The organism is Pseudomonas sp. A (assembly GCF_056270345.1).
This window is the reverse complement of record NZ_CM149873.1, coordinates 4441347-4466580: the sequence shown is the minus strand read 5'-3', so window position 1 is coordinate 4466580 and position 25234 is coordinate 4441347. Positions and strand designations below refer to the sequence as shown.

Below are 25234 nucleotides of genomic sequence, written 5' to 3'. Positions count from 1 at the left end.
TTGCTTCGCGGCTGAAGCCGCTCCCACAGGGAGCATCACGGCAACGGCTTGGCCAGCCGCGCCGGCCCGCGCACCGCGAGGCCGCCGAGTGCGTAGTAGAGCCCGCCGCCGAGCAGCGAGCCGGTGAACCAGCCATAGTCGTAGAACCAGCTGAAACTGCTGTTGCCGATGGCCATCACGGTCAGCGCCACCGGCACGCCGAAGGCGACGAACCCGGCCCAGTTCCAGGCCGGGTACACGTCGTCGCGGTACAGCCCGGCCAGGTCCAGGTGCTGGCGGCGCACCAGGAAGTAGTCCACCACCATGATCCCGGCGATCGGCCCGAGCAGGCTGGAGTAGCCCAGCAGCCAGTTGGAGTACACGCTCTCAAGGCTCAGGTCGGAGACGATCCAGCCGAGCTTCTTGAGCAGCTCGTGGCCCATCAGCGCCAGGCCGATGAAACCGGTCAGCCAGACCGCGCGGCTGCGCCCGATCAGGCGCGGGGCGATGTTCTGGAAGTCGTTGGTGGGCGAGACGATGTTAGCCGCAGTGTTGGTCGACAGCGTGGCGATGATGATCAGCGCCATGGCCAGGGCCACCCAGCCGGGGCTCTGGATATGGCCGATCAGGCTCACCGGGTCGGACACTGTCTTGCCCACCAGCGAGGCGGACGCGGCGGTCATGATCACGCCCAGCGAAGCGAACAGGAACATGGTCAGGGGCAGGCCGAAGATCTGCCCGAGGATCTGGTCCTTCTGGCTTTTCGCGTAACGGCTGAAATCGGGGATGTTCAGCGACAGCGTGGCCCAGAAGCCGACCATGGCGGTAAGCCCGGCGCAGAAGTAGCCGACCACGCTGGCGCCCTCGGGGCGCTTGGGTGGCTGCGCCAGCAGCTCGCTCATCGACATGTGCGGCAGCGCCCAGAACAGCAGGCCGACACCCACCGCCACCAGCAGCGGCGCCGACAGCGTCTCCAGCCACTTGATCGATTCGGCGCCGCGCAGCACCACCCACAGGTTCAGCGACCAGAACAGCATGAAGCCGATCACCTCGCCGGTGCCGCCCAGGGCCTTCCACTCGGGGAACAGCGAACCGAGGAACAGGTGGATGGCCAGCCCGCCGAACATCGTCTGGATACCGAACCAGCCGCAGGCCACCACGGCGCGGATCAGGCACGGTACGTTGGAGCCGAAGACGCCGAACGAGGCGCGCAGCAGCACCGGGAACGGGATGCCGTACTTGGTGCCGGGGAAGGCGTTGAGGGTCAGCGGAATCAGCACGATGAGGTTGGCCAGCAGGATCGCCAGCAGCGCCTCGCCCACGCTCAGGCCGAAGTAGGCGGTGAGCACGCCGCCGAGGGTGTAGGTGGGCACGCAGATGGACATGCCCACCCACAGCGCGGTGATGTGCCACTTGTTCCAGGTGCGCTGGTGCACCTTGGTCGGGGCGATGTCGTGGTTGTAGCGGGGGCTGTCGAGGACGTCGCTGCCGGCGTCGAGCTCGAACAGGCCATGCTGCTCGACCACTTGCGATCTGCTCTGTTGCATGGGGTTCTCCAGGTCTTTTTTCTTGTAGTTGTCGCTCATCGGGCTGACGCGATGGCCGGAGTACACACACCACCAGTACTGCACCTGCGGCCCGGCCAGGCGGTTGTGGCCTGCGTTTTCAACAAACGTGCCGGGAAAGCCCGCGCCTTCCCGACGGCCGCCGCCAACCGGAGGTAACTCACTGTCTTGCAAAGGCATTCTTCAGCGCGACGACGAGGGCGGGGTGGGCACCCTGGTACGCCGTCTGTCTGGCCGGTCCATCACCCGCGTGGTTCAAACGGGTGCAACCTGGGAAACCACCGGCGCGGCCTGCGCCATCCAGCCAGGAAACAAACAGCTGATTTTGCATAGGAAATCTTGACCAATTTGGCTTCCTGTCAAGTGCGTCAAAATGGTGAAGGGGTGTCACATTTTGGTGATTTTGATAAATTATTGTTAATAATCAATAAGATACAAAATAAGATATTTGCATATATTTTTTCTTGATCAATATCCGATCAGATACTAGCCTCGATTCTTGTCAGGCCTGACAGGATTGAACGAATCGCCTCCAGCGCCCGGCCCGAAACAATTCCAAGAACCGGCCAGAAGACCGGTCAGCCTGCGAGGAAAACGGCATGTCCCTGTTGATCCGTGGCGCCACCGTGGTTACCCATGAAGAGAGCTACCGTGCAGATGTCCTGTGTGTCGATGGCCTGATCCGCGCCATCGGCAGCCACCTCGAAACCCCCACCGATTGCGAAGTCCTCGACGGTTCTGGCCAGTACCTGATGCCCGGTGGCATCGATCCGCATACCCACATGCAACTGCCGTTCATGGGCACGGTGGCCAGCGAGGACTTCTTCAGCGGCACCGCCGCGGGCTTGGCCGGGGGCACCACCTCGATCATCGACTTCGTCATCCCCAACCCGCAGCAATCGCTGCTCGAGGCGTTCCACACCTGGCGCGGCTGGGCGCAGAAGAGCGCCAGCGACTACGGCTTCCACGTCGCCATCACCTGGTGGAGCGAGCAGGTGGCCGAGGAGATGGGCGAGCTGGTGGCCAAGCATGGGGTGAACAGCTTCAAGCACTTCATGGCCTACAAGAACGCGATCATGGCCGCCGACGACACCCTGGTGGCCAGCTTCGAACGCTGCCTGCAACTGGGCGCGGTGCCGACGGTGCACGCCGAGAACGGCGAGCTGGTGTATCACCTGCAGAAGAAACTGCTGGCCCAGGGCTTGACCGGGCCCGAGGCGCATCCGCTGTCGCGCCCGTCGCAGGTGGAGGGCGAGGCCGCCAGCCGCGCCATTCGCATCGCCGAGACCCTCGGCACGCCGCTGTACCTGGTGCATGTCTCCAGCCGCGAGGCGCTGGACGAGATCACCTATGCCCGGGCCAAGGGCCAGCCGGTGTACGGCGAGGTGCTGCCGGGCCACCTGCTGCTGGACGACAGCGTCTACCGCGACCCGGACTGGGCCACCGCCGCCGGCTACGTGATGAGCCCGCCGTTCCGCCCGCGCGAGCACCAGGACGCACTGTGGGGGGGCCTGCAGTCGGGCAACCTGCACACCACGGCCACCGACCACTGCTGCTTCTGCGCCGAGCAGAAGGCCATGGGCCGCGACGACTTCAGCCGCATTCCCAACGGCACCGCCGGCATCGAGGACCGCATGGCGGTGCTGTGGGATGCCGGGGTGAACAGCGGGCGCCTGTCGATCCACGAGTTCGTCGCGCTGACCTCCACCAATACCGCGAAGATCTTCAACCTGTTCCCGCACAAGGGCGCCATCCGCGTCGGTGTCGACGCCGACCTGGTGCTGTGGGATCCGCAGGGCACGCGCACGATCAGCGCCCAGACCCATCACCAGCGGGTCGACTTCAACATCTTCGAAGGCCGCACCGTGCGCGGCATCCCCAGCCACACCATCAGCCAGGGCAGGGTGCTCTGGGCCGATGGCGACCTGCGTGCCGAGCCGGGCGCGGGGCGCTACGTGGAGCGGCCGGCGTATCCGTCGGTGTACGAGGTGCTGGAGCGTCGGGCCGAGCACCAGCGGCCGACACCGGTTCAGCGCTGAGGCCTTTCGCGGCACAAGGCCGCTCCTACAGCAGAACGCGATCCCTTGTAGGAGCGGCCTTGTGCCGCGAAAGGGGCGCAAAGCTCCCCCTGATAACAACACACTTGCTCCTGTTGACTGCCATCCCCAGAACGGACCGATGCCTGACCAGCATCGAGTTCAATAAAAATGAGAGAGGCTACAACCGTGATCGACGCCCTGAACCACTTGCCGCGCCCCCGGGCCGGCGCCGACCAGCTGGCCGAGGCCTTCAGCGACCTCGCGCCCCCGCTCACCGCCCGCCAGGCCGCCGTCGAAAGCGCGCGCTGCCTGTACTGCTACGACGCGCCCTGCGTCAATGCGTGCCCCAGCGAGATCGACATCCCCTCGTTCATCCACCGCATCAGCGACGAGAACCTGCAGGGCGCCGCCGAACGCATCCTTTCGGCCAACATCCTCGGCGGCAGCTGCGCCCGGGTGTGCCCGACCGAGATCCTCTGCCAGCAGGCCTGCGTGCGCAACAACGCCCAGGAATGCGCGCCGGTGCTGATCGGCCAGCTGCAGCGCTACGCCCTGGACCACGCCGGCTTCACCGAACATCCGTTCCAGCGCTCGCCGGCCAGCGGCAAGCGCATCGCCGTGGTCGGCGCCGGCCCCGCCGGGCTGTCCTGCGCGCACCGCCTGGCCATGCACGGCCATGACGTGGTGATCTTCGAGGCGCGGGAGAAAGCCGGTGGCCTCAATGAGTACGGCATCGCCCGCTACAAGCTGGTGGACGACTACGCCCAGCGCGAGGTGGAGTTCCTGCTGGGCATTGGCGGTATCGAGATCCGCCATGGCCAGCGCCTGGGCGGCAACCTGTCGCTGGGCGAGCTGCATGCCCAGTACGACGCGGTGTTCCTCGGCCTGGGCCTGGCTGCCGTGCGCCAGCTGGGCCTGGCGGACGAGGACGCGCCGGGCCTGCTCGCCGCCACCGAGTACATTAGCGAGCTGCGCCAGGCCGACGACCTCACCCAGCTGCCGCTGGCCGACCGCTGCCTGGTGCTCGGCGCCGGCAACACCGCCATCGACATGGCCGTGCAGATGAGTTGCCTGGGCGCCCGCGACGTCAACCTGGTGTACCGCCGTGGCGTGTCCGACATGGGCGCCACCGACCATGAGCAGGAGATTGCCAAGCACAATCAGGTGCGTCTGCACACCTGGGCCCGGCCCGATGCCGTGCTGCTGGATGAGGCAGGGCGTGTACGCGGCATGCGTTTCGCGCGCACCCAGCTGGTCGACGGACGCCTGGGCGATACCGGCGAGACTTTCGAGCTGGCGGCCGACGCCATCTTCAAGGCCATCGGCCAGCGCTTCGACGACACAAGCCTGGCTGATCCGCTGGCGGCGCAACTGGCCCGTGACGGCGAGCGCATCCAGGTAGACGCGCACCTGCAAACCTCCATACCGGGCATCTACGCCGGCGGCGACTGCACCGCGCTGGGCCAGGACCTCACCGTCCAGGCCGTGCAACATGGCAAGGTGGCCGCCGAAGCCATTCATGCCCAACTCATGCTCAACGTGGAGGCTGCGTAAATGGCCGACCTGTCCATCGAATTCGCCGGCATCAAGGCACCCAACCCATTCTGGCTGGCCTCCGCGCCACCCACCGACAAGGCCTACAATGTGGTCCGCGCCTTCGAGGCCGGGTGGGGCGGGGTGGTGTGGAAGACCCTGGGCGAGGACCCGGCGGCGGTCAACGTGTCGTCGCGCTACTCGGCGCACTTCGGCGCCAACCGCCAGGTGCAGGGCATCAACAACATCGAGCTGATCACCGACCGCTCGCTGGAGATCAACCTGCGCGAGATCACCCAGGTGAAGAAGGACTGGCCCGACCGCGCGCTGATCGTGTCGCTGATGGTGCCGTGTATCGAAGAGTCCTGGAAGTTTATCCTGCCGTTGGTGGAGGCCACCGGCGCCGACGGCATCGAACTCAATTTCGGCTGCCCCCACGGCATGCCCGAGCGCGGCATGGGCGCCGCCGTCGGCCAAGTGCCGGAGTACGTGGAGATGGTCACCCGCTGGTGCAAGACCCACTGCGCGCTGCCGGTGATCGTCAAGCTCACCCCCAATATCACCGACATCCGCCAGTCGGCGCGCGCCGCGCACCGGGGCGGGGCGGATGCGGTGTCATTGATCAACACCATCAACTCGATCACCAGCGTCGACCTCGACCGCATGGTCGCCCACCCCATCGTCGGCGACCAGAGCACCCATGGCGGCTACTGCGGTTCGGCGGTCAAGCCGATCGCCCTGAACATGGTCGCGGAAATCGCCCGTGACCCGGAGACCCATGGGCTGCCGATCTGCGGCATCGGTGGCATCGGCACCTGGCGCGACGCCGCCGAGTTCATCGCCCTGGGCAGTGGCGCGGTGCAGGTATGCACGGCGGCGATGCTGCACGGCTTTCGCATCGTCGACGACATGAAGGACGGCCTGGCGCGCTGGATGGACCAGCACGGCCACCGCAACCTCGAGGCGTTTCGCGGCCAGGCCGTGGGGCACACCACCGACTGGAAGTACCTGGACATCAACTACCAGTCGGTGGCGCACATCGACCAGGACGCCTGCATCGGCTGCGGGCGCTGCCACATCGCCTGCGAGGACACCTCGCACCAGGCCATCGCCAGCACCCTCAAGGCCGATGGCACCCACGCCTACAGCGTGATCGAGGCCGAGTGCGTCGGCTGCAACCTGTGCCAGATCACCTGCCCGGTGGAGGGCTGCATCGACATGCAGGCGCAGGACACCGGCAAGCCTTATATGAACTGGACGCAGGATCCCCGTAATCCCTATCGCGAGGCGGGTTGAGGTCGGCGCAAGGCAGACCTCATGCAGTTCTCTCGTGGGAGCGGGCTTGCCCCGCGATAGCGTTGGACGCAGGTCGAACGCTATCGCGGGGCAAGCCCGCTCCCACGAAGTTTTCGTCTACCCGGCCAGACCGCCGCGCAAGGTTTGCTCGATCACCTCGACGAACGCCCGCACCAGCGGGCTGCGCTCGTGCCTGCGGGTCAGCACCAGCAGCGGCGCGCAGGCGCCGGGCTCGGCCAGCGGCAGATAGGACACGCCACGCCTGACCAAGGTCCGGGTGCACTGCGGCACCACCGCGACACCACGACCCGCGGCAACCAGGGCGATGATCGAGGTGATCTGCCGACCGCTTGGCGCCGGGCGCGGCGTCAGCCCGTGGCGGCGGTACAGGCCGAGGATGATTTCGTTCAAGCCAGAGCCGTAGTCCGGGGGGAAGGTGATCAGCGGCAGTTCGCCGAGCTCGGCCAGGCTGACCTGCAACTGCTGGGCGAGGGGGCTGTCGCTGGGAACGGCCACGACCAGCGGCTCGTTGTCCACACAGATGGCCTGGACCTGAGGGTTGTCGCCCGGCGGGTGCATGCGGCTCATGCCGATATCCAGGCGGCCTTCGATCAGTTGCGTCCACTGGGTGCTGGAAGCACCTTCCTCCACATTCAGCTGCACATCCGGGTACTTCGAGCAGAACGCCTGGATGGTATGGCTGAAGGTGTCCGACAGGGCGATCGAACTGGCGTAGCCGACCGTCAGTTGGCCGGCCGAGCCTGCCGCCAGCTTGCTGGTGATCGCCGTGGTCAGGTCGACCTGTTCGAGCACGCCGCGGGCGTAGGGCAGCAGGTGACGGCCCGCGGTGGTAAGGCTGACGTTGCGCGTGCTGCGGTCGAACAGGCGAAACCCGAGTTCCGTCTCCAGGGCCGATATCTGTCGGGTCAGCGGCGGCTGGGCCATGTGCAGGCGCGCTGCCGCTCGGCCGAAGTGCAATTCCTCGCTGACCACCAGGAAACAGCGCAGACGGCGCAAATCCATCATGTTCTTCCTTGAGTATCAATCGGTCGGGAATAGGTATTGGATCCAAAGTTCGTCCTACCTTATAAACCTGTAACAATTTTTTACGAGTGTTTGTATGCGTTTTCCCGCCGATTTCCCCCGAATTGCCCTATTTCTTGGCGGATGTGCCGCATTTCTCAACCTCTATTCCACCCAGGGCCTGCTCACGGAATTGACCCGGGCCTTTCCGGTCACGCTGCGCCAGGCCAGTTGGAGCATTACCGTGACCATCCTTGCCGTGGCCTTGACCGCGCCTTTTGTCGGCTGGCTGACGGCACGCGGCGAACAGCACCGGGTCATCGCCGGGGCGGCGCTGTTGCTGGCGCTGCCTGCATTGTTGGCGGCGTGGGCGGGCAGCTATGGCGAATTCCTGCTGTGGCGTTCGGTGCAGGGGATGTTCATCCCGATGGTGTTCGCCACCAGCGTGGCCTACATCGGCGTGCGCTGGCAGGGCGGTGCTGTGACCGAAATGACCAGCGTCTATGTTGCCGGCACGATCTTCGGCGGTTTCTGTGGGCGTTTCCTCACCGGTCTGGTCACCGAGCTTGCCGACTGGCGCGTGGCATTGACGGTCCAGGCGGGGCTCAGCCTGGCGGTCGCGCTGGGCATCGCGCTGCTGTTGCCGCGCAACCCGCCCGCAGCCAGGCGCGAGCCGCTGGCGCTTGGCGAGCTCGCCAGCAGGCCATTGCTGGGGGCCTATGCCGTGGGGTTCTGCGTCTTGTTTGCCCAGGTCGCGACCTTCACCTACGTCGGCCTGCACCTGAGCGAGGCCCCGTTTGCCCTGGGCACCGCCGCGCTGGGTGCCATCTACGCCGTGTTCCTGCTGGCGCTGGTGGTGGTGCCGCTGGCCGGACGCCTGAGCAAGGCGCGGCCCCATGCCGACCTGGTGCGGGTAGCCGGTTGCCTGGGCATCGCCGGCTCGGCCCTGACCCTGTCCGCGTCGCTGTGGTTGATCGTGCTGGGCCTGGCGCTCAGCTCCACCGGCGTGTTTCTCGCCCAGGCCGCTGCCAATGCCTTCATCACCGCCCAGGCGCCACGGCAGAAATCCGCCGCGGTCGGCCTGTACCTGAGCTGCTACTACCTGGGTGGCAGCTTCGGCGCCTTCGTGCCCGGCGGGCTGTGGGAACGCTGGGGGTGGGGCGGCTGCGTCGCCCTGATCGTGGTGTTCCAGCTGCTGCCGCTGCTGATCGCGCGGGGCAGCTGGCGGGTGGCGCCGGTCCGTGGGCCGGCGGTCCAGCCATTGCAATGAATCGCTTCCTCAACGCGCTACATCATCATCCAACAAGGAAAAGAGTGAGATGACCGTGAGTAACTTGCCGACCGTGCACAGCCAGTTGCTGTATGTGATTGAACCGGTGTTGCAGGAGATGCCTGCCGGTGTGCTGAAACAGGCGCTATGGGATGAGTTCCGCAACCAGGAGGCCGCGCTGGTCGACATCGAGCAGGCGTTCCAGGTGCTGACTTCGCGGCGCCATGGCGCCGCGGCGTTGCGCAAGTTCTTCGCCAGTTGGTCGAAGACCAACAATTCAGCCGCCAGCGTCTCCGGCCTGGCCAATCGCCTGACCCTGCTGGCGCGTTCCGAGCAGGGCAGCGCCGCGGCGCAGCAGATCTACCAGGTGTGTGGCAGTCTGCAGCGGATCACCGACGAGGACCTGGGGGCGCTGGGCAACACCTTGCATGCCGACCTGTTCTACAACATGGCCACGCCCCTCTGCGGCGACGACCAGTGGTTGCTCAAGGAAAACTGCCTGCCGTCCGCGCAGGCGTTCAAGGACTGGACCGATGCCCGCCGCCTGCGTGATCGCGACCTGCTCCAGGGCCTGCTGACCACGCTGGTGCATGAGGTCTACACCCACGGTGAGGTGGAGTACATCCATCCGCTGTACACCCGCTGGTTCGAGCGCGACATGGGTGTCCCGCCCGAGCAGGTGCGCAAGACCGTGGCCTGGGTCACCGTGCACACCGGGGGGACCGAGAGCAATCATTTCGCCCACGCGGTCGAGGCGGTCGAGGCCTTCGTCAAGGCCATGGGCATCGCGGTGGACAGGACCACGGCCCGTGAAGTCTTTGCCCAGTACCTGCAGCGCAAGGCCGAGGTGATGCGCGACTGCGCCGCCTGCCTGATCTGACCGGCTGAATCCTGCGTGAAAGTCGCCTGCCATGTTCCCCGACATGGCAGCGCTTTCGCGCGCCTTGCAAACCGCCTGCGCGGGCAAGGCGAGGAGTATCAATAACGACTGAATCGGTATTGGCATCGGCCACCGACTCCTCAGCAGAATCATTGGTGAGCCTGGCCCTGATGCCTGGTCACTTTCTGACTCATGTAAGCACGCAAGGAACGCCCCATGCAGCTGATCGTCTTCTGTCCCCCCAAGATCATTCTCCAGCACAGCGCGCAAAGCTGGGCCGACGCGCTAGGGCCGGGAGGCATGCTGCTGAGCTGCAACTCCCGCGCCCAGGAAATCACCGCGCACCTTGGCGAACAGGTGGCGTACCGGTTGTTCGACTATTTCAACGACAACGCGCTGGTCGAGGTGGATGTCCATGACATGGCCCGCGAGATGCGCGATCCGCTGTGCGTGGCACTGGCCGAGATCGACGTGCTGCGGGTGGCGCGCATCAATGACCGACTGGGTGTCAGCCAGGGCGCCGAGGGGCGCGCGATGTTCTATCGCGACAAGTTCTTCATGAAGCAGCGGGCCCGCGACCGTGGTTTCGCCGTCGCCGACATGGCGCCGCTGACCCACGCCACCGGGGCGATCCAGTTCAGTGAGCAACACGGCTTCCCGGTGGTGGTCAAACCGCGCGATGGTCGTGGCTCGAACGGCGTGGAAGTGCTCAGGGACCTGCCGCAGCTGCGCCAATGGCTGGCCGCGCGCGGCGCCACCACTTTCCACAACCTGATGATCGAGCGCTATGTGCGGGGCAGCCACTACATCGTCAACGGCCTGTACATCGACGGCAAGCCGATCCTGGTGTCGCCGGTACGGGTGATGACCTCGGCGCTGGACTTCCTCGGCGGCAAGGCCCACGACCTGCACATGCTCGATGCCGGCAATCCGATGCGCGACAAGCTGGTGCGCTACGCCCGCGCGCTGGTCGAGGACGTGTTGCCTTCCGAGCCGACCCTGCTGTTCCACCTCGAACTGTTCGTCACCGACGCGGGCGAGATCGTCCTGTGCGAAATCGCTTCGCGGCTGGGCGGGGTGTTCTTCAACCAGGAGATCAGCCATGCCTGGGGCCTGGACCCGCGCATGAGCTTCCTGCGCGCGCTGCGCGATCCCGAGTATCGTCCGGCGGCCATGATCGAGCCGCGGCAGATGGTCGGGCACATCAGCATTCCACCGCGGGTCGGCCTGTTGCGCGAGGTGCCGAGCGACTGCCCGCTCGACGGCGTGCTGGAGTACCGCATCTCGGCGAGCCGGATGACCGCCTACCGGTCGATGGAGTTCACCAACTCGGAAATCCTCAACGCCATCGTCGCCGGGCGCAATGAGCGTGAACTGCAATTGCGCCTTGGCGAAGTCGAGCGCTGGTTCCACGAAAGCTGCGACTGGGCGGGCAACGAAGCGGCCGTCGTCTAGCCGCTGATCCGTCCCGTTCCTCCATCACTTTTGCTGACCGTGCCGCCAGTCGGGACGGTCATGCCTGCAGACAGGTGACGATGCCATGAAACCTTTGATCGAGAGCCTCATCCCCATTCCGGTCGCGGCCCTGGGCGCCTGGCTGGGATTTCTCACCGGGCTGCCGCTCGGTGAACTGATCGGCGCCATCTGCGCGGTCACGGCGCTGAGCAAGTGGGGCGTGCGCATGCGCATGCCGTTTCCGTTCGTGGCCACCGTGCAGTTGCTGCTCGGCATCAGCGTCGGCTCCACGGTCACCGCCTCGATGATGCACGAGCTCACCGACGTCAGCATCCTGCTCGGGCTGCTGGTGTGCATGACCACGCAGATCCTGGTGGGCTACAACTGGCTGCGACGCATGGAGAAGTGGGGCCATATCGAAAGCCTGCTCAGTGCCATCCCGGGCGCCATGGCGGCGGTGATGACGGTGTCGGGGGAAGAGGGGCCGGCCTCCGGACGCATCGCCTTCGTGCACATCGTCCGCCTGCTCGCGCTGTTGCTGGTGGTCACCCTGATCGCCGGCGGCCATGGCGACAGCGCGGCGCATGCGGCCGGAACCCTGGGCGACTACCTGCGCATCGTGCCGGTCGCGGTCGTCGCGGTCGTTGCCGGCTACTTGCTGGAACGTCTGGACGTGCCTGCGCCCTACATGCTGACCGGGCTGGTGTGCGCCGCCGCGGTGAACATCGGCATGCCCCAGTTCAACCTGCATGTGCCCGACCCGGTGGCGATGGTGGCGTTGATCCTGCTGGGCGGCTTGATCGGCATCCGCCTGCGCGACATCACCCTGGGGGACGTGCTGCGCTACGTGCGTGCTGGCCTGGTGGTGACCACGCTGACGTTCTGCACCACCTTGCTGGTGGCCGCGCTCGCCGCCCAGATCACCGGCAAGCCCTTCCTGGCGCTGTTCATGTCCTGGGTGCCGGGCGGTGTCGAGGTGATGACCGCGGCAGCCCTGTTGCTCAAGCTCGACCCTGCCTTCGTCATGCTCAACCACGTGGTGCGCATGTCGATCATCCATATCTCGCCGGCGTTCCTGCCCAAGCGGCTGCTCCAGCCCGAGCCGGCTGCCGACGCTCCACGCAACTGAACCTTCGATCACAAGGACTCGATCTCGATGACCGCTGCAATCGCCATTCATGATCCGACCCTGCGCGACGGCAACCATGCCGTTTCCCATTCGTTGAGCCTGGAGGATATCGCCGCCTATTGCCGTGCCGTCGACGGCTGCGGCCTGAGCGTGGTCGAGGTGGGCCACGGCAACGGCCTGGGGGCATCGTCCCTGCAGCTGGGCCTGGCCCGCCATGCCGACACCGAGATGCTCGAGACGGCGCGTGCCAACCTCAGTCGCACGCGCCTGGGCATCCATATGATTCCCGGCTTCGCCAGGCTCGACGATATCGATACCGCGTTGCGGATCGGTGTCGAGGTGTTGCGCATCGCCTCCCATTGCACCGAGGCGAGCGTGACCGAAAGCTATATCGAGCATGCCCGTGGCAACGGCGCCTATGTGCATGGCGTGCTGATGATGTGCCACATGGCCAGCCCCGAGCGCTTGCTCGAGGAGGCGATGAAGCAACAGGGCTATGGTGCCAATGCCATCGTGCTGATGGACTCGGCGGGTCACCTCGATCCGGACAGCACCCGCGAGCGTATTGCCTTGCTCAGCAGTGAACTGTCGATTCCGCTGGGCTTCCATGGCCACAACAACCTGGGCCTGGCCATCGCCAACTCGCTGGCCGCGGTCCAGGCCGGGGCGACCATCGTCGATGGCTGCATGCGCGGCTTCGGCGCCGGCGCCGGCAACACCCAGCTGGAGACCCTGTGCGCGGTGCTGGAGCGCTACCGCTTCGCCACCGGCGTGGACATCTTCGCCCTGTGCCGCGCCATCGAGCAGCTGGAGAGCATCGCCCCGGTCAGCACGCCCACGGTCGTCAAGACCGCCAACCTGATCAGTGGCCTGTACGGCGTGTGCAGCGGTTTCGAGAAACATGTCGCGCGCGCCGCCAGCGAGTTCGGCGTCGAACCACGGCGAATCTACGAAGCCCTGGCCCAGTGCAATGCGGTGGCCGGCCAGGAAGACCTGATCATCTCGGTGGCAAGCCGCCTTTCCCAACCTTCTGTTGCCTGACCCTGGAGTGCGTTCATGTCCCTGAAAACCGCCATTATCGGCAGCGGCAACATCGGTTGCGACATCCTGTGCAAGGTCCTGGCCCACCCGGACCTGGACTGCACGCTGGTTGCCGGACGTTCCCCGCATTCCGCGGGCCTTGCCTTCGCCCGGGAGCGCGGGGTCGCCACCACCGCCGATGGCATCGACGGTCTGTTCGCCCGGATCGGCGAGTTCGACCTGGTGTTCGACGCCACCTCGGCCGCCGACCATGAGCGCCACGCGCCACGCCTGATCGAGGCCGGCAAGGTGATCATCAACCTCACCCCGGCGGCCCTGGGCCAACTGTGCGTGCCTTCGCTCAACGGCCTGGAACTGACCGGGGCGAGCAACGTCAACATGATCACCTGTGGGGGGCAGGCCTCAATCCCGCTGGCCGCCGCCATCGCCCGGGCCAACCCGGGGGTGCGCTACATCGAGGTGGTGTCGTCGATCAGCGCCGAAAGCGCAGGCCCCGCCACCCGCCGCAACCTGAGCAACTACATCACCACCACCGAACAGGCGTTGCGGCGCTTCACCGGCTGCGCTCAGGTCAAGGCGATCCTCAACATCAACCCGGCCAAGCCCAATGTCTACATGCAGACGGCGGTCTCGGCACTGATCGCCCAGGCCGACCTGGCCGCCACCCGTCGCGAGGTGGAGCGGGCCGTGGCGCTGGTGCGCGAGGCCGTGCCGGGCTACGAGGTGATCGTCGACCTGCATTACAGCGAAGGTCGCCTGTTCACCATGGTGCGGGTCGAGGGGGCGGGGGACTACCTCGATCCGAGTGCCGGCAATCTCGACATCATCACCGCGACGGCCACCCACATGGCCGCGCTCATGGCGCGTGGCCGCATGGCCGTGCGCGCCGCCTGAAACGGACTTCTGGAGAATCCTGCATGCCTACGCTTTCAGCAGACCTGGAATTCGCGCGATTCTGTCCGATCCTCGGGGTGGCGCAGAAGGTCAGGGAGGCGCCGCAGCCGGTCATCGACCTGGGTGTCGGCGTGCCCGGCTTCCTGCCGGCACCCCATATCGTCGAGGCAGCAGTGCGGGCGGCCCACGAGGACACCGGCGGCTATGGCGCCAGCCGTGGCGACCCGGCATTGCTCAAGGCCTACCTGGGCTACCTGCGGCGCCTTGGCCACGTGCATTTCGACGAACGCAACCTGGTCGCCGGCCTCGGCGCCAAGCACCTGCTGTTCAGCGTGCTGCGGGCGATCATCCGCCCGGGCGACAAGCTGCTGGTGTCGACCCCGTGCTGGCCGACCTACTTCGATATCGCCGATCTGGTCGGGGCGGGCGTCGTCGATGTGCGCTGCACCGCGCAGAGCGGCTACAAGATGTCCCCCCAGGCCCTGGAACAGGCGCTCGACGAACAGGTGCGGGTGGTGCTGCTCAATTCACCCGGCAACCCTACGGGCGCCGTGTACTCGGTCGAGGAGCTCCAGGGGCTGGCGCAAGTGCTGCGCAAGCATGACGTCTGGATCATTTGCGATGACGTCTACCAGCGCTTCGTCTACGACATGGACCGCTGTCCCGACCTGCTGACGGTAGCGCCGGATCTCGCCGGGCGCATCATCAAGATCGACAGCGTCTCCAAACTCTATGGCATGCCGGGGTGGCGGGTCGGCTTGCTGGCGGCGGACCGGCGGATCGCCGACGCGGTCACCACGCTCAACTCCAACTCGATCTCCAACCTGCCGGCCCCCGCGGCGGCGGCGGCAACGGCGGCACTCGACGGTGACCAGGCGTTCTCCATCGCCGCCCGGCAGCGTCTGGCCGGGCAGCGCCAGGCCTTGCTCGAGGTGCTGCGCGGTACGCCGTTGCTGCGCTTTTGCGAGCCGGCCGGGGCGTTCTACCTGTTCCTCGATATCGGCCAGGCGCTGGGCCGGTCGTTCCGCGGGCAGGTGATCAGTGATGACGAGTCGTTCTGCGACGTACTGCTCAGGGACTTCGGCGTTGCCCTGATTCCCGGCAGTTTCTTCGGCGCGGCGGGGCATGCCCGGCTGTCGTATTCCGGCGAAGCCGGCAAGGTCCTGGGCGGTGCCGAGCGCATCAAGGCCTTCCTGGGCGAGCTCGCCTGAGGCTGGAACGCAATCCGTGGACAGGGACGCATTACTGGAGAGGGACGCACGTTGATGAAAAACACCTTTGCAATCGTCGGCTGCGGCGCGACGGCCATCGCCTTCCTGCAACGCCATCTGGACCGCGTGGCCGCCGGCAGCGCGCCGGCCGGCGTCATCCACCTGTTCGAGAAGCGGGATGATTTCGGGCGCGGCGCGGCCTACGAGGCCGACCTGGAGAGCAACCTGCTCAACACCAGGACCGGCCTCATTACGCCATACCCGCATCTGCCCGGGCATTTCCTGCAGTGGTTGCAGCAGAGCCCGCAGGCCTGGCGCCGCGCGTACCCCGATTTTCGTCCCGAGGCGGACGGTTTCGCGCCTCGGGCCCTGTTCGGCATCTACCTGCAGCATCAGCTCAAGCAGATCGTGCTGCGCGGCGCGACCCTGGGTTGCCAGTTGGTGCAATTGCACGCGGAGGTCTGCGCCATCGACCTGATCGATGGCGTGGAAACCCTGCGCACCCGCTGCGGCCTCAGCCTGCCGACCGGCAAGGTCGTGCTGTGTTGCGGACCGTTGGGCAAGAAGCCGGAGCCGTCCGGCGACCCGCGGGTGCTGGATACGCCGTATCCGGTTTCCCGCCTGCTGCGCGTGGTGGCGCCCCACGAGCGGGTGGCGGTGGTCGGCGCACGGCTGAGCGCCATCGACACCGTCATAGCCCTGATCGAGCGGGGGCATAGAGGCCCCATCCGCATGCATTCGCGCAGTGGCTACTTTCCCGTGGTGCGGGGTACCCAGGAGCCGGTCACGCTGCGCTACCTCACCCGCGAAGGCCTCCATGCGCTGGTGGCGCAGAACGGCCGCCTGCAGATCAGCGACCTGGTCGGCCTGTTCCGCAAGGAGCTGGCCTTCCAGGACCCGGGCAAGGCCAGCGCGGTGATCCCCATGCCCGCGCCACCGGCCGACATCGCCGGTTTCATCGAGGCTGAACTCGAGCATGCCCGCTCACCGCGGACCTGGCAGGCGATCCTCTATGCCACCAATGGGTTCGTCGAGGACATCTGGCAAGCACTGGACGATGCCGCGCAGGCGCGTTTCCTGCGCGAGTACTTCAGCTTCTTCATGGCCTATCGGGTTTCCATCCCGGCGCAGAATGCGCGCAAGATCCTCAGCTACCTGCGCAGTGGCCAACTGGAGTTCGTCGCCGGGCCATTCACCGCGCCGCAGCAGGGCGGCGACGGGGTGGTCCTGCAGGGCAGCGGCTGGCGCCATGTCTACGATCGGCTGATCCATGCCATCGGCTCTCCGCGCGACGCCGACCTGCTCGACTCGCCGTTGCTCGCCACGCTGCTGGAAAACGGCACGGTCACCCGCCACCCGCAGGGGGGGATCTGCATCGATCCGACGAGCTATCGCGTGCAGGGGCGGGCCGGCAGCAACCGGCAGATTCATGCGGTGGGCGAGCTGACGGTTGGCCAGTTCTTCTTCACCTCCGCGTTGGACATCAATGGTCGCCACGCCGCCAGCTGCGCCGATGGGCTCGACTGGAAGCAGGGCGTGCACACGATCGGGCGTGTGGAGGAGCATGTCTGAGCTATCGTTGCCGGGGCACCTTTGACCGGCAACTTCACAGGATGAACCATGACCTATCGATTCGAACGCATTCTGTTGACCAACGACGATGGCATCGACGCGCCCGGCCTGGCCGTGCTGGAACAGGTGGCGGCCAGGCTGGCCAGGGAGGTGTGGGTGGTGGCGCCGCACCGCGACCAGAGCGGCACTTCCCATTCGCTGAGCCTGCACGCCCCGCTGCGGGTGAGCAGCCATGGCGAGCGGCGCTTCGCCGTCACCGGCACGCCGGGTGACTGCGTGGCGCTGGCGCTGGGGCATCTGCTCAAGGATGCCAGGCCCGACCTTGTGTTATCCGGTATCAACCGTGGGGCGAACCTGGGCACTGAAACCGTATTCTCCGGAACGGTCGGCGCGGCGATGACCGGGCTGCTGCTGGGGGTACGTTCGATCGCCTTGAGCCAGGCCTATGGCGACCGCGACGCAGTGCCCTGGGACATCGGCCTGAACCTGGCGCCCGAGGTGATTCTCGGTGTGCTGGACATGCCATGGCCGGCCGATGCCTGCCTCAACGTCAACTTCCCTGATTGTGCCCTGGAGGCCGTCCGGCCGTTGAAGGTGACGCGCCAGGGTGTCGGGCCGTTGAACAGTGTCTCGGTGCGTACCGAGGTCGACCCGCGACACTTCGAGTACCACTGGTTGCAGCTGAACAATCACCGCACCGAGGATGAGCCCGGCAGCGAAATGGCGGAACTGGCACGAGGTCACGTGACGGTGACGCCGTTGCAGTTCGAGCGTACCCATGGCGCTGTAGAACAAGCCATGTCTGATTGATTGGCCGGGGCTGCAGACGCGCAGTCGCCTAGGCAATCGCGGTTTCATGCAGGCAGCGCCACACCACCCCGCGATCGCCGCATTCGAGCAAAGCCAGCGACCAGCGCGCCTGCGCCATGCCCTGCGAACGGTGGGTTTCCTTGTAGCGCACCGCCACATTCAACCCGGCCTGCCACACCACTTGCACATCGCTGACGGTGATCTGCAGGCCTGGCCTGGTCCCGGCGGCCCCCTTGAACAGCTGCTCGATCTGCTGGCGAGTGACCTGCGTGCCTGTCGTGGCAACCATGCTGAAATCATCGGCGAACACCGCCATCAGCCCACCGAGCACCGACTGGGATTCGGCCACCGGGCGAGTGAAGACCATCTGGATCAGTTCGTGGACGTGATGAATGCTGCGTTCGGCGCGGGCAATCGCGTGTTCAGGCATGGGCGTGGTTCTCCTTGGGTAGTGTGTTCAGTGTGAGCAGTGGCAGCAGTCCCAGCAGCGCGGCCAGGGCGAAAGTCAGGTGATAGGCTGCGGGCGGATTCAGGCCTGCCAGCAACAGGTTGAAGATCATCAGCAGCAAGGCGGCGCCGACACTGAAAGCCATCTGCCGATTGAGGTTCCACAGCACGCTGGCCTGCTGCATCCGCTCGCCGCTGAAGTCGAGCAGCGCGGTGGTCTGGGCGGTGTTGGCACCGATGCCGCCGCCGATGCCCATGAGGCCGTAGGCCGCAACCAGTGCTGCGCTATCGGTCGGCGTGTCGACCATTACCAGCAGGCCGATGCCCAGGCTGTGCAGGAGCATGCCGAGCAGCAGCAGGCGGGCGGCACCGACGCGGTTGTACAGGCGGCCGGCCAGCAGCATGGCGGCGAAGGCTCCGGCGGCGTAGACCAGCATGAACAGGCCGGTGGCCTGGGCGTTCAGGCCCAGCACATCCTGCAGGTAGAAGATGTTCAGCAGGTTGACCCCGGTGAACACCCCGGGGATTGCATGGTAGACCTGCATCGAGACCCGCAGGCGAGGGCTGCCGAGCAGTTTCAGCTCGATGATGCCCCCGGCCGAGCGTTGGTAGTGGGCGCGGTACAGCAGGGCGCAGGACAAGCCGGCCAGCAGGCAGGCGATGGCCAGTGCGACGCCATGGCTGGCACCGTACAGCGACAGGCCCAGCAGCAGGCAGGCGAGGGCGGCGCTGACCAGCAGCAAACCCTTGAAGTCCGGGCGCGGCGCTGCCGGGGCCGGTGTCTGGTCAATCCAGGCCCAGGCCAGCGCCGCCGTGAGCAGGGCCAGCGGAATGTTGCAGTGGAAGACCCACGGCCAGCGACCATGGTCGACGATCATCCCGCCTAACGTGGGCGACAGCGCCGGCGCCAGCAGCGCCACGGCCATCACCAGGGTGGACACGCGGGCGCGCTCCGGGCCCTGGAACCGCTCGAAGGTCAGCGCCTGGCCCACCGGGATCAGCAAACCACCGGCCATGCCCTGGAGCAGGCGCCAGGTGATCAGCGCGGCGAAACTTGTGGCTTCGCCGCAGCCCCACACGGCCACGCTGAACCCCAGCATGGCGGCACACAGCAGCCGCCGCGCACCCCAGCGGCTTGCCAGCCAGGTGCTCACCGGCACGGCCAGGGTCAGCCCGAGCATGTAGGCATTGCCGACCCAGGCGCTGCTGGCATTGCCAATGGCGAACTCGGCCGCGATCCGCGGCAACGCCACGGTCGGCATGAACAGGTTGATGCAGTCGATGAAGAAGCCCATCAGGAAGATCGTTGCCACGCGATACCGGTACGTCATTGCCACTCCTTTTCGGCGCGCAGCGTAGGTGCCGTGGACTGTCCCTGTCGATGTCGCTACCCTTGAAACTCTGTTTGATGGAAGTGAACAATGCCGCGCACGGCCCTCCACACCCAGCTCAACCGGGTGCAGACGTTTCTGGCGGTGGTCGATTTCGGCTCCTTCACCAAGGCGGCGGATTTTCTCGGCATCAGCAAAGCCATGGCCAGCCAGCACGTCAAGGCACTGGAGCAGGCCCTGGGGGTGACGCTGCTGGCGCGCAGCACCCGGGCCATCGCCCCGACCGAAACCGGCCAGGGTTTCTACGACGATTTCAAGGTGATCGTCAGCGATGTCGAGGGCGCCTTCGACAGTGTGCTGCGTCGACACAACGGCGTATCGGGCAGGCTGCGCATCAGCACCACCGGGGAGTACGGCGAGCGCTTCATCCTGCCGCTGATCCCGTTGTTTGCCGAGCGTTACCCGGCACTGTCGATCAGTTACGAGACCGATTCGTCGCTGAGCGACCTGATTGCCGAAAGGCTCGACCTGGTGGTGCGCCTCGGTGTCCTGACAGACTCGAACCTGCGCAGTCGCAAGCTGGCCGACTACGACATTCTGCTGGTGGCCTCACCGGCGTTTCTTGCCCGCCATGTAATTGCCCAACCCGCGGACCTTGCAGATGTGCCCTGGATCGCCAACAGCAACCTGCGCAGCCCGACCAGCTGGACCTTGCACGGCGCGCGGACGGGCAGCGCGAGCGTGGTGGGCAGGGCGGCCTACCAGTCCAATGCGTCCCACGCCATCCGCGCGATGGCCTGCGCCGCGCTGGGAGTGGCGGTGCTGCCTGCCTGGCTGGTCGAGGAGGATCTGGGCGCCGGCAGGTTGCGGCGGGTGCTGCCGGACTACAGCCTGCCGGCGCAGCCGATCAGCGTGGTCTACCCCAACGGCAACCATGTGCCGCACAAGACCCGGGTGTTCATCGACTTCCTGTGCGAGCACCTGGGGCGCTAAGGCTCCAGGCCGATACCGCGCAGGATGACGCCGGTGACGGTCTGCACCGCTTGCTCGAACGCCAGGTCGGATAGCGGCTCGCCGCCATTGAGCAGGCTGACCTGGTAACCGAAGTCGGCGTAGTGCTGGGTCGCGGCCCAGATCATGTACAGCAGCGCCGACGGCTCCACCGGCAGGATGCGCCGGTCCTCGACCCAACTGCGGATCTTCGCCTCCTTGAGCTGCGCCCAGGGCACCAGGATGTCGTCCAGGCTGGCGCCGAGCAGCGGGGCGCCATGGAGCATCTCCTCGGCCCAGATCTTCGAGCCCAACGGCCTTGAGCGCGAGTGTCCCATCTTGGCGCGGATGTAGCTGGTCAACACCACCCGCGGGTCGTCGAAGTGCTCGAAGCACAGGGCGTCCTGCTTCCATACATCCAGCAGGTCCTGCAGCACGGCGCGGTACAGTTCATCCTTGGTGCTGAAGTAGTAGTGCAGGTTGGAGCGCGGCAGTTGCGCCAGTTCGGCGATATCGCCCATGGAAGTGGCGCCGTAGCCCTTGTCGGCGAACACCTGCTCGGCGGCTTGCAGGATCTTCTCGACGTTGCGCCGGCGGATCTCGATCTTGTGGTTGGCCATGGGCTGTCCGTGGTGACCTGAACAGGGCAAGGCTAACAGCTTTGCCGTGCCCGAGGTAAACGGCCGTGCGCGATCCCTGTAGGAGCGGCCTCGTGCCGCGAAAGGGCCGCAGAGCGGCCCCGGCAATTTCGGCTGCGAAGCTGAAATCCTGGGGCCGCTACGCAGCCCTTTCGCGGCACGAGGCCGCTCCTACAGGTGAGCGCGTCAGCCCTGGCTGTTCGGCAGCAGGGTCAATGCCTGGCGGCTTGCGTTGCGCAGGTCGTGCGCGGGTACGCCGTCGCGGGCCTGCACGGAAATGCCGTGGAGGAAGGTGGCATAGAGGTGGCCGAGTGCCTCGACCTGCGTGTCGGCCGGCAGTTGCCCTTGTTCACGGGCCAGACGCAGGCGCTCGACGATCGACTCGGTGCGTTGCCGGCGGTGCCCGGACAACCACTGCTGGACGGCCAGGTTGTCCGGCGCCACGCCGCTGGCGGCGCTGACCACCAGGCAGCCCCTGGGCTCGTCGGCGCGGGTGTAGGTGCTGATGGCGTCCTCGAACATCCGCGCCAGGGCCTGGTGGATGTCCGGCAGGGCCAGGGCGCGGTCGGCGAAGCCGCCCTCGGCTGACTCGTACAAAGCCACGGCCTCCTCGAACAGTTGCTGCTTGCTGCCGAAGGCCGCGTAGATCCGTGCGGAGGCAATGCCCAGCGCGGATACCAGGGCCGACATCGAGGTGCCCTCGTAGCCATGCTCCCAGAACAACCGCATCGCCTTGCGCAGCGCCTGTTGCTTGTCGAATTCCCGAGGTCGCCCTGCCATCGCTCGTCTGCCTGATTACGCAAAACGCGCATTCTAGCCAATTTGCGATTGACGGGAAGCGTCGTTCGATTCTATTGTTTGTCGATCGACAAATAATGAGATCGCATCATGAGAACACTCAAGGGACCCAGCCTGCACCTCGCGCAGTTCAGCAGCGACAAACCGCCGTTCGACAGCCTGGACAGTATTGCCGATTGGGCGGCGGGGCTTGGCTTCAAGGGGCTGCAGGTACCGGCCTGGGATGCCCGGCTGTTCGACCTGGAACTGGCCGCGCAGAGCACGGGCTACTGCGATGAGATCAAGGGGCGACTGGCCGAGCGCGGCTTGCAGGTCAGCGAGCTGACCACCCACATGATCGGCCAGCTGGTCGCCGTGCATCCGGCCTACGATCCGATGTGCGATGCCTTTGCCCCGGCCGCGCTGGCCGGACACCCGGCGCAGCGCACCGCCTGGGCGATCGAACAGATGAAGCTGGCGGCGCGGGCCAGCCGCAACCTGGGGCTGGACGATATGGGCACGTTCTCCGGCGCGCTGGCCTGGCCCTACCTGTTCCCGTTCCCGCAGCGTCCCCAGGGCCTGGTCGAGGCCGCCTTCGAGGAACTGGCGCGGCGCTGGCGGCCGATCCTCGACTGCTGTGACGAGCAGGGCGTCAACCTGTGCTTCGAGATCCACCCGGCCGAGGACCTGCACGACGGCACCAGCTTCGAGCGCTTCCATGCCCTGGTGGGGGAGCACACGCGTTGCCGCATCCTCTTCGACCCCAGCCATTTCGTCCTGCAGCAGCTCGACTACCTGGCCTACCTGGACCTTTACCACCCGTTGATCCGCATGTTTCACGTCAAGGATGCCGAGTTCAATCCGAGCGGCCGGCAGGGTGTGTACGGTGGCTACAGCGACTGGACCGAACGTGCCGGGCGCTTCCGCTCGCTGGGCGATGGCCAGGTGGATTTCAAGGCGATTTTCTCCAAGCTGGCGCAATACGACTTCGCCGGCTGGGCAACCCTGGAGTGGGAATGCTGCCTGAAGAACCAGGAGGACGGCGCCCGTGAAGGCGTCGAGTTCATCAACCGCCATATCATCCAGGTCACCGACCAGGTGTTCGATGACTTCGCCGGCGCGCCGATCGACGCCCGGCAGATCCAGCGCATGCTCGGCATCGACAAGGAGGTACGGGTATGAGCCTGTCCGTCGAGTCCTTGGGCGATGCCTTCGAGCATGTCTATGTGCAGGTACAGGGCCAGCGTCTGCACTGCGTCGTGGCCGGTGCGGGCGAGCCGGTGCTATTGGTACCGGGCTGGCCGCAGACCTGGTACGCCTGGCGCCATGTGCTGCCGATCCTGGCCGCGCGCGGCTTTCGCGCCATCGCCATCGATCCGCCGGGCCTGGGGGATTCGGATCGTCCCGAGCAGGGCTACGACACCGGCAACGTCGCCCGCGTGCTGCACGCCGCCATGACCCGACTGGGGCATGAGCGCTACCACCTGGTCGGCCACGACGTGGGGATGTGGGTCGCCTATGCCATGGCCAGCGACCTGCCGCAGGCGGTCCGTTCATTGACGGTGGCCGAGGCGGTGATTCCCGGGCTGGCCGAGGCGCCGCCGATCTTCGTGGCGCCGCAGGAGAACATCTTCCTCTGGCATTTCCTGTTCAACCAGGTGCGCGACCTGCCGGAGTTCCTGATCGCCGGGCGTGAGGAGGGTTACCTCAACTTCATGTTCGATCGCTGGGCGGTACGCCGCCACGCGGTGGCGGCGGATGTCTATATCCGCGCCTACGCCTCGCCGGGCGGAATGCGGGCGGGCTTCGCCTATTACCGGGCGATCCCCGAGACCATCCGGCAGAACCGCGAGCGGGCCAAGCGTCCGCTGCCCATGCCGGTGCTGGCGATCGGTGCCGAGCACGCCACGGCCGATGCGCCACTGCTGACGATGCAGGGGCACGCCGACTCGGTGCGCGGCGTGATCCTGCCGGGTTGCGGGCATTTCGTGATGGAGGAAGCGCCGGTGTCGTTCAACGAGCACCTGCTGGCGTTCCTGGCGGAGGTCGAGCTCAGCCGCTGATCGCGGTCCTGGCCCTGGCGGCGTCGGTCACCACCTGCGGGCGGCCGGCGCGCGACACAGCCAGTTTGCGCTGCTCGTATTCCTCCAGGTTCAGGCCCTGACGCTGCAATGCTTCGAGTTGCAGTTGGCGGGTTTCCTCGGCGGTATTGGGGTGTTCGACGTTAGAGTTGCAGAGCCTGCGAGACCGAGCGCCGCCCGCGCGGCGCTCGATCTGATAGGCGCTGCAAGGGTCACGGCGTACACTGGGTGGCCCTCACTCGGTCAAAAGCCCGGCCCCTAAAGACCTTGAAAGGCCCGGTCCTTAGCGCGGCATGTAGCCCAGTTGCCAGGCCCGCGGAATGAACACCGTCACCAGCGCCAGCAGACAGGCCAGGCCGCAACTGGCCGCCAGCGCCTGCAAGCCGAGCCGCTGCTGCAGCCAGGCGCCGAGCGCGGCACCCAGCAGCATGCCGCTCCAGGGCACCAGTTGCACCCGCCAGCCATCGCGCCGCTCACCCAGCATCCAGCGCCCAAGGCCACGACCGAAACGCGACAGCGCGCCGGTGACGTAGGTCAGGCCGATCGGCAGGCCGTTCACCTGCTCGACCACGGCATTGAGCATGCCCATGGCCAGGGTGGCCGCGATCAGTGCGGGGAAGGTGATCGACGCCGGCCAGACAGCGGCGAAGGCCAGCAAGGTGGCGACGATCAGCAGCAAGGGCGCGGCGCGCCGGTTCAGGCGCCGGGCCAGCAGGACACCCAGGGTGTTGCCCAGCACGAAACCGAGGATCGCCAGGGCCAGGCGCAGGATCAGCGCCAGGTCAGCCTGGCTGATGGCAACCGCCAGGCGCGTGGTGTTGCCGCTCATGAACGAGACGAAGTCGCCCAGCGCCAGCAGGCCGATGGCATCGGTCATGCCGGCCAGCACCGACAGCCCGGCCACCAGCCCCAGGCCGACCCGTCCGCGCAGGGCCTGCAAGCGAACGCGGCGGGCACTGTGCTGGGAGGAAGCGGTGGGCAGCATGGGACGGGTCTCCGGGGCAGGGGGCTCTGATCTTATACCCGGGCCATGGCCTTGCGCATGGGGATGCAGGACAGTTCGAGGCCAAAGGGCGACTGGTAGGTCGATAGCGCGTCGCCGACGTAGCCGCAGCGGCGATAGAACGCGGCGGCGTTGAGGGTGGCATCCAGATGGACCGTTTCCAGGCCTTCGGCCCGGGCGATGCCTTCGAGGTGTTCGACCATCCTGCGGGCGATGCCCCGGCCCTGCTCGGCTACGGCATCATGGATTCGCCCGCCTGCTCGACTGACC

23 protein-coding genes are annotated in these 25234 nt (G+C 66.5%); 15 read left to right on the top strand and 8 right to left on the bottom strand.

Annotated features, from left to right (window positions below):
* Positions 1-35: 35 nt before the first annotated feature.
* Entirely contained in the window at positions 36-1526 is a 1491-nt protein-coding gene (locus tag AC0MAZ_RS19900) for an NCS1 family nucleobase:cation symporter-1 (RefSeq protein ID WP_232857488.1), read from the bottom strand.
* 617 nt (positions 1527-2143) lie between these two features.
* Between AC0MAZ_RS19900 and hydA the strand changes: the two genes are divergently transcribed.
* The 3 genes from hydA (at position 2144) to preA (ending at position 6412) form a co-directional block, all read left to right on the top strand.
* Positions 2144-3583 (top strand): dihydropyrimidinase, encoded by a 1440-nt coding sequence (gene hydA / locus AC0MAZ_RS19895; RefSeq protein WP_475858919.1) that lies wholly within the window; start codon positions 2144-2146, stop codon positions 3581-3583.
* Between the two features lie 186 nt (positions 3584-3769).
* On the top strand, positions 3770-5137 hold the full coding sequence (locus AC0MAZ_RS19890; protein WP_475861468.1) for an NAD(P)-dependent oxidoreductase: 1368 nt from the start codon (positions 3770-3772) through the stop codon (positions 5135-5137).
* Positions 5138-6412 (top strand): NAD-dependent dihydropyrimidine dehydrogenase subunit PreA, encoded by a 1275-nt coding sequence (gene preA, locus AC0MAZ_RS19885; protein ID WP_203652156.1) that lies wholly within the window; start codon positions 5138-5140, stop codon positions 6410-6412.
* A gap of 117 nt (positions 6413-6529) precedes the next feature.
* Here preA and AC0MAZ_RS19880 read toward each other — a convergent pair whose 3' ends face one another.
* Positions 6530-7438, bottom strand: a complete 909-nt coding sequence (locus tag AC0MAZ_RS19880) for a LysR family transcriptional regulator (protein WP_475858918.1) — start codon at positions 7436-7438, stop codon at positions 6530-6532.
* Positions 7439-7532: 94 nt separating this feature from the next.
* Between AC0MAZ_RS19880 and AC0MAZ_RS19875 the strand changes: the two genes are divergently transcribed.
* From AC0MAZ_RS19875 to surE, 9 genes are all read left to right on the top strand, one after another.
* Complete coding sequence (locus AC0MAZ_RS19875) at positions 7533-8705, top strand: MFS transporter (RefSeq protein WP_234562864.1); 1173 nt, start codon at positions 7533-7535, stop codon at positions 8703-8705.
* Positions 8706-8754: 49 nt separating this feature from the next.
* On the top strand, positions 8755-9585 hold the full coding sequence (locus AC0MAZ_RS19870; RefSeq protein WP_267967276.1) for a hypothetical protein: 831 nt from the start codon (positions 8755-8757) through the stop codon (positions 9583-9585).
* A 216-nt stretch (positions 9586-9801) separates the two neighbouring features.
* Positions 9802-11040: an ATP-grasp domain-containing protein gene (locus tag AC0MAZ_RS19865; RefSeq protein WP_475858917.1), complete on the top strand. Its 1239-nt coding sequence runs from the start codon at positions 9802-9804 to the stop codon at positions 11038-11040.
* A gap of 85 nt (positions 11041-11125) precedes the next feature.
* On the top strand, positions 11126-12169 hold the full coding sequence (locus AC0MAZ_RS19860) for an AbrB family transcriptional regulator (RefSeq protein ID WP_203652167.1): 1044 nt from the start codon (positions 11126-11128) through the stop codon (positions 12167-12169).
* Between the two features lie 27 nt (positions 12170-12196).
* Positions 12197-13210: a 4-hydroxy-2-oxovalerate aldolase gene (gene dmpG, locus AC0MAZ_RS19855; RefSeq protein WP_232857477.1), complete on the top strand. Its 1014-nt coding sequence runs from the start codon at positions 12197-12199 to the stop codon at positions 13208-13210.
* A 15-nt stretch (positions 13211-13225) separates the two neighbouring features.
* Positions 13226-14104, top strand: coding sequence for an acetaldehyde dehydrogenase (acetylating) (locus AC0MAZ_RS19850; RefSeq protein ID WP_232857475.1), 879 nt, complete (start codon positions 13226-13228; stop codon positions 14102-14104).
* Positions 14105-14127: 23 nt separating this feature from the next.
* Entirely contained in the window at positions 14128-15315 is a 1188-nt protein-coding gene (locus AC0MAZ_RS19845) for a pyridoxal phosphate-dependent aminotransferase (RefSeq protein WP_475858916.1), read from the top strand.
* Between the two features lie 54 nt (positions 15316-15369).
* Positions 15370-16887 (top strand): FAD/NAD(P)-binding protein, encoded by a 1518-nt coding sequence (locus AC0MAZ_RS19840; protein ID WP_203652175.1) that lies wholly within the window; start codon positions 15370-15372, stop codon positions 16885-16887.
* Positions 16888-16935: 48 nt separating this feature from the next.
* Entirely contained in the window at positions 16936-17697 is a 762-nt protein-coding gene (gene surE, locus AC0MAZ_RS19835) for a 5'/3'-nucleotidase SurE (protein WP_203652177.1), read from the top strand.
* A 28-nt stretch (positions 17698-17725) separates the two neighbouring features.
* Here surE and AC0MAZ_RS19830 read toward each other — a convergent pair whose 3' ends face one another.
* Both AC0MAZ_RS19830 and AC0MAZ_RS19825 read right to left on the bottom strand, forming a co-directional pair.
* Positions 17726-18127 (bottom strand): DUF4440 domain-containing protein, encoded by a 402-nt coding sequence (locus tag AC0MAZ_RS19830; protein ID WP_475858915.1) that lies wholly within the window; start codon positions 18125-18127, stop codon positions 17726-17728.
* Positions 18120-19475: an MFS transporter gene (locus AC0MAZ_RS19825; RefSeq protein WP_475858914.1), complete on the bottom strand. Its 1356-nt coding sequence runs from the start codon at positions 19473-19475 to the stop codon at positions 18120-18122. Before AC0MAZ_RS19825 ends, AC0MAZ_RS19830 begins: the two co-directional genes overlap by 8 nt.
* A 90-nt stretch (positions 19476-19565) precedes the next feature.
* On the opposite strand from AC0MAZ_RS19825, the gene AC0MAZ_RS19820 reads away from it, so the two are divergent.
* Positions 19566-20468, top strand: a complete 903-nt coding sequence (locus AC0MAZ_RS19820; protein ID WP_475858913.1) for a LysR family transcriptional regulator — start codon at positions 19566-19568, stop codon at positions 20466-20468.
* On the opposite strand, the gene AC0MAZ_RS19815 is transcribed toward AC0MAZ_RS19820, so the two are convergent.
* Together AC0MAZ_RS19815 and AC0MAZ_RS19810 are read right to left on the bottom strand one after the other, a co-directional pair.
* Positions 20465-21085 carry a TetR family transcriptional regulator C-terminal domain-containing protein gene (locus AC0MAZ_RS19815; protein WP_475858912.1) on the bottom strand — a complete coding sequence of 207 codons (621 nt, stop codon included), beginning with the start codon at positions 21083-21085 and terminating at the stop codon, positions 20465-20467. The genes AC0MAZ_RS19820 and AC0MAZ_RS19815 overlap by 4 nt on opposite strands.
* 204 nt (positions 21086-21289) lie before the next feature.
* Positions 21290-21883 carry a TetR/AcrR family transcriptional regulator gene (locus AC0MAZ_RS19810; protein WP_475858911.1) on the bottom strand — a complete coding sequence of 198 codons (594 nt, stop codon included), beginning with the start codon at positions 21881-21883 and terminating at the stop codon, positions 21290-21292.
* A 108-nt stretch (positions 21884-21991) separates the two neighbouring features.
* Here AC0MAZ_RS19810 and AC0MAZ_RS19805 point away from each other — a divergent pair, with 108 nt between their 5' ends.
* Both AC0MAZ_RS19805 and AC0MAZ_RS19800 read left to right on the top strand, forming a co-directional pair.
* The gene (locus AC0MAZ_RS19805; RefSeq protein ID WP_203652185.1) at positions 21992-23062 is read left to right on the top strand and encodes a sugar phosphate isomerase/epimerase family protein; all 1071 of its coding nucleotides are present in this window, start codon (positions 21992-21994) and stop codon (positions 23060-23062) included.
* Complete coding sequence (locus tag AC0MAZ_RS19800; protein ID WP_203652186.1) at positions 23059-23943, top strand: alpha/beta fold hydrolase; 885 nt, start codon at positions 23059-23061, stop codon at positions 23941-23943. The genes AC0MAZ_RS19805 and AC0MAZ_RS19800 overlap by 4 nt, the downstream gene beginning before the upstream one ends.
* Before the next feature lie 301 nt (positions 23944-24244).
* Here the strand turns inward: AC0MAZ_RS19800 and AC0MAZ_RS19795 are convergent, their stop codons facing one another.
* Positions 24245-24946 (bottom strand): YoaK family protein, encoded by a 702-nt coding sequence (locus AC0MAZ_RS19795; protein WP_475858910.1) that lies wholly within the window; start codon positions 24944-24946, stop codon positions 24245-24247.
* Between the two features lie 32 nt (positions 24947-24978).
* Positions 24979-25167: a GNAT family N-acetyltransferase gene (locus AC0MAZ_RS19790; RefSeq protein ID WP_203652192.1), complete on the bottom strand. Its 189-nt coding sequence runs from the start codon at positions 25165-25167 to the stop codon at positions 24979-24981.
* Positions 25168-25234 lie beyond the last annotated feature (67 nt).

Coding starts and splice junctions, on each gene's coding strand:
- AC0MAZ_RS19900 (WP_232857488.1), bottom strand. CDS start 1,526: ATGCAACAGAGCAGATCGCAAGTGGTCGAGCAGCATGGCCTGTTCGAG.
- hydA (WP_475858919.1), top strand. CDS start 2,144: ATGTCCCTGTTGATCCGTGGCGCCACCGTGGTTACCCATGAAGAGAGC.
- preA (WP_203652156.1), top strand. CDS start 5,138: ATGGCCGACCTGTCCATCGAATTCGCCGGCATCAAGGCACCCAACCCA.
- AC0MAZ_RS19880 (WP_475858918.1), bottom strand. CDS start 7,438: ATGATGGATTTGCGCCGTCTGCGCTGTTTCCTGGTGGTCAGCGAGGAA.
- AC0MAZ_RS19875 (WP_234562864.1), top strand. CDS start 7,533: ATGCGTTTTCCCGCCGATTTCCCCCGAATTGCCCTATTTCTTGGCGGA.
- AC0MAZ_RS19870 (WP_267967276.1), top strand. CDS start 8,755: ATGACCGTGAGTAACTTGCCGACCGTGCACAGCCAGTTGCTGTATGTG.
- AC0MAZ_RS19865 (WP_475858917.1), top strand. CDS start 9,802: ATGCAGCTGATCGTCTTCTGTCCCCCCAAGATCATTCTCCAGCACAGC.
- AC0MAZ_RS19860 (WP_203652167.1), top strand. CDS start 11,126: ATGAAACCTTTGATCGAGAGCCTCATCCCCATTCCGGTCGCGGCCCTG.
- dmpG (WP_232857477.1), top strand. CDS start 12,197: ATGACCGCTGCAATCGCCATTCATGATCCGACCCTGCGCGACGGCAAC.
- AC0MAZ_RS19850 (WP_232857475.1), top strand. CDS start 13,226: ATGTCCCTGAAAACCGCCATTATCGGCAGCGGCAACATCGGTTGCGAC.
- AC0MAZ_RS19845 (WP_475858916.1), top strand. CDS start 14,128: ATGCCTACGCTTTCAGCAGACCTGGAATTCGCGCGATTCTGTCCGATC.
- AC0MAZ_RS19840 (WP_203652175.1), top strand. CDS start 15,370: ATGAAAAACACCTTTGCAATCGTCGGCTGCGGCGCGACGGCCATCGCC.
- surE (WP_203652177.1), top strand. CDS start 16,936: ATGACCTATCGATTCGAACGCATTCTGTTGACCAACGACGATGGCATC.
- AC0MAZ_RS19830 (WP_475858915.1), bottom strand. CDS start 18,127: ATGCCTGAACACGCGATTGCCCGCGCCGAACGCAGCATTCATCACGTC.
- AC0MAZ_RS19825 (WP_475858914.1), bottom strand. CDS start 19,475: ATGACGTACCGGTATCGCGTGGCAACGATCTTCCTGATGGGCTTCTTC.
- AC0MAZ_RS19820 (WP_475858913.1), top strand. CDS start 19,566: ATGCCGCGCACGGCCCTCCACACCCAGCTCAACCGGGTGCAGACGTTT.
- AC0MAZ_RS19815 (WP_475858912.1), bottom strand. CDS start 21,085: ATGGCCAACCACAAGATCGAGATCCGCCGGCGCAACGTCGAGAAGATC.
- AC0MAZ_RS19810 (WP_475858911.1), bottom strand. CDS start 21,883: ATGGCAGGGCGACCTCGGGAATTCGACAAGCAACAGGCGCTGCGCAAG.
- AC0MAZ_RS19805 (WP_203652185.1), top strand. CDS start 21,992: ATGAGAACACTCAAGGGACCCAGCCTGCACCTCGCGCAGTTCAGCAGC.
- AC0MAZ_RS19800 (WP_203652186.1), top strand. CDS start 23,059: ATGAGCCTGTCCGTCGAGTCCTTGGGCGATGCCTTCGAGCATGTCTAT.
- AC0MAZ_RS19795 (WP_475858910.1), bottom strand. CDS start 24,946: ATGCTGCCCACCGCTTCCTCCCAGCACAGTGCCCGCCGCGTTCGCTTG.
- AC0MAZ_RS19790 (WP_203652192.1), bottom strand. CDS start 25,167: ATGGTCGAACACCTCGAAGGCATCGCCCGGGCCGAAGGCCTGGAAACG.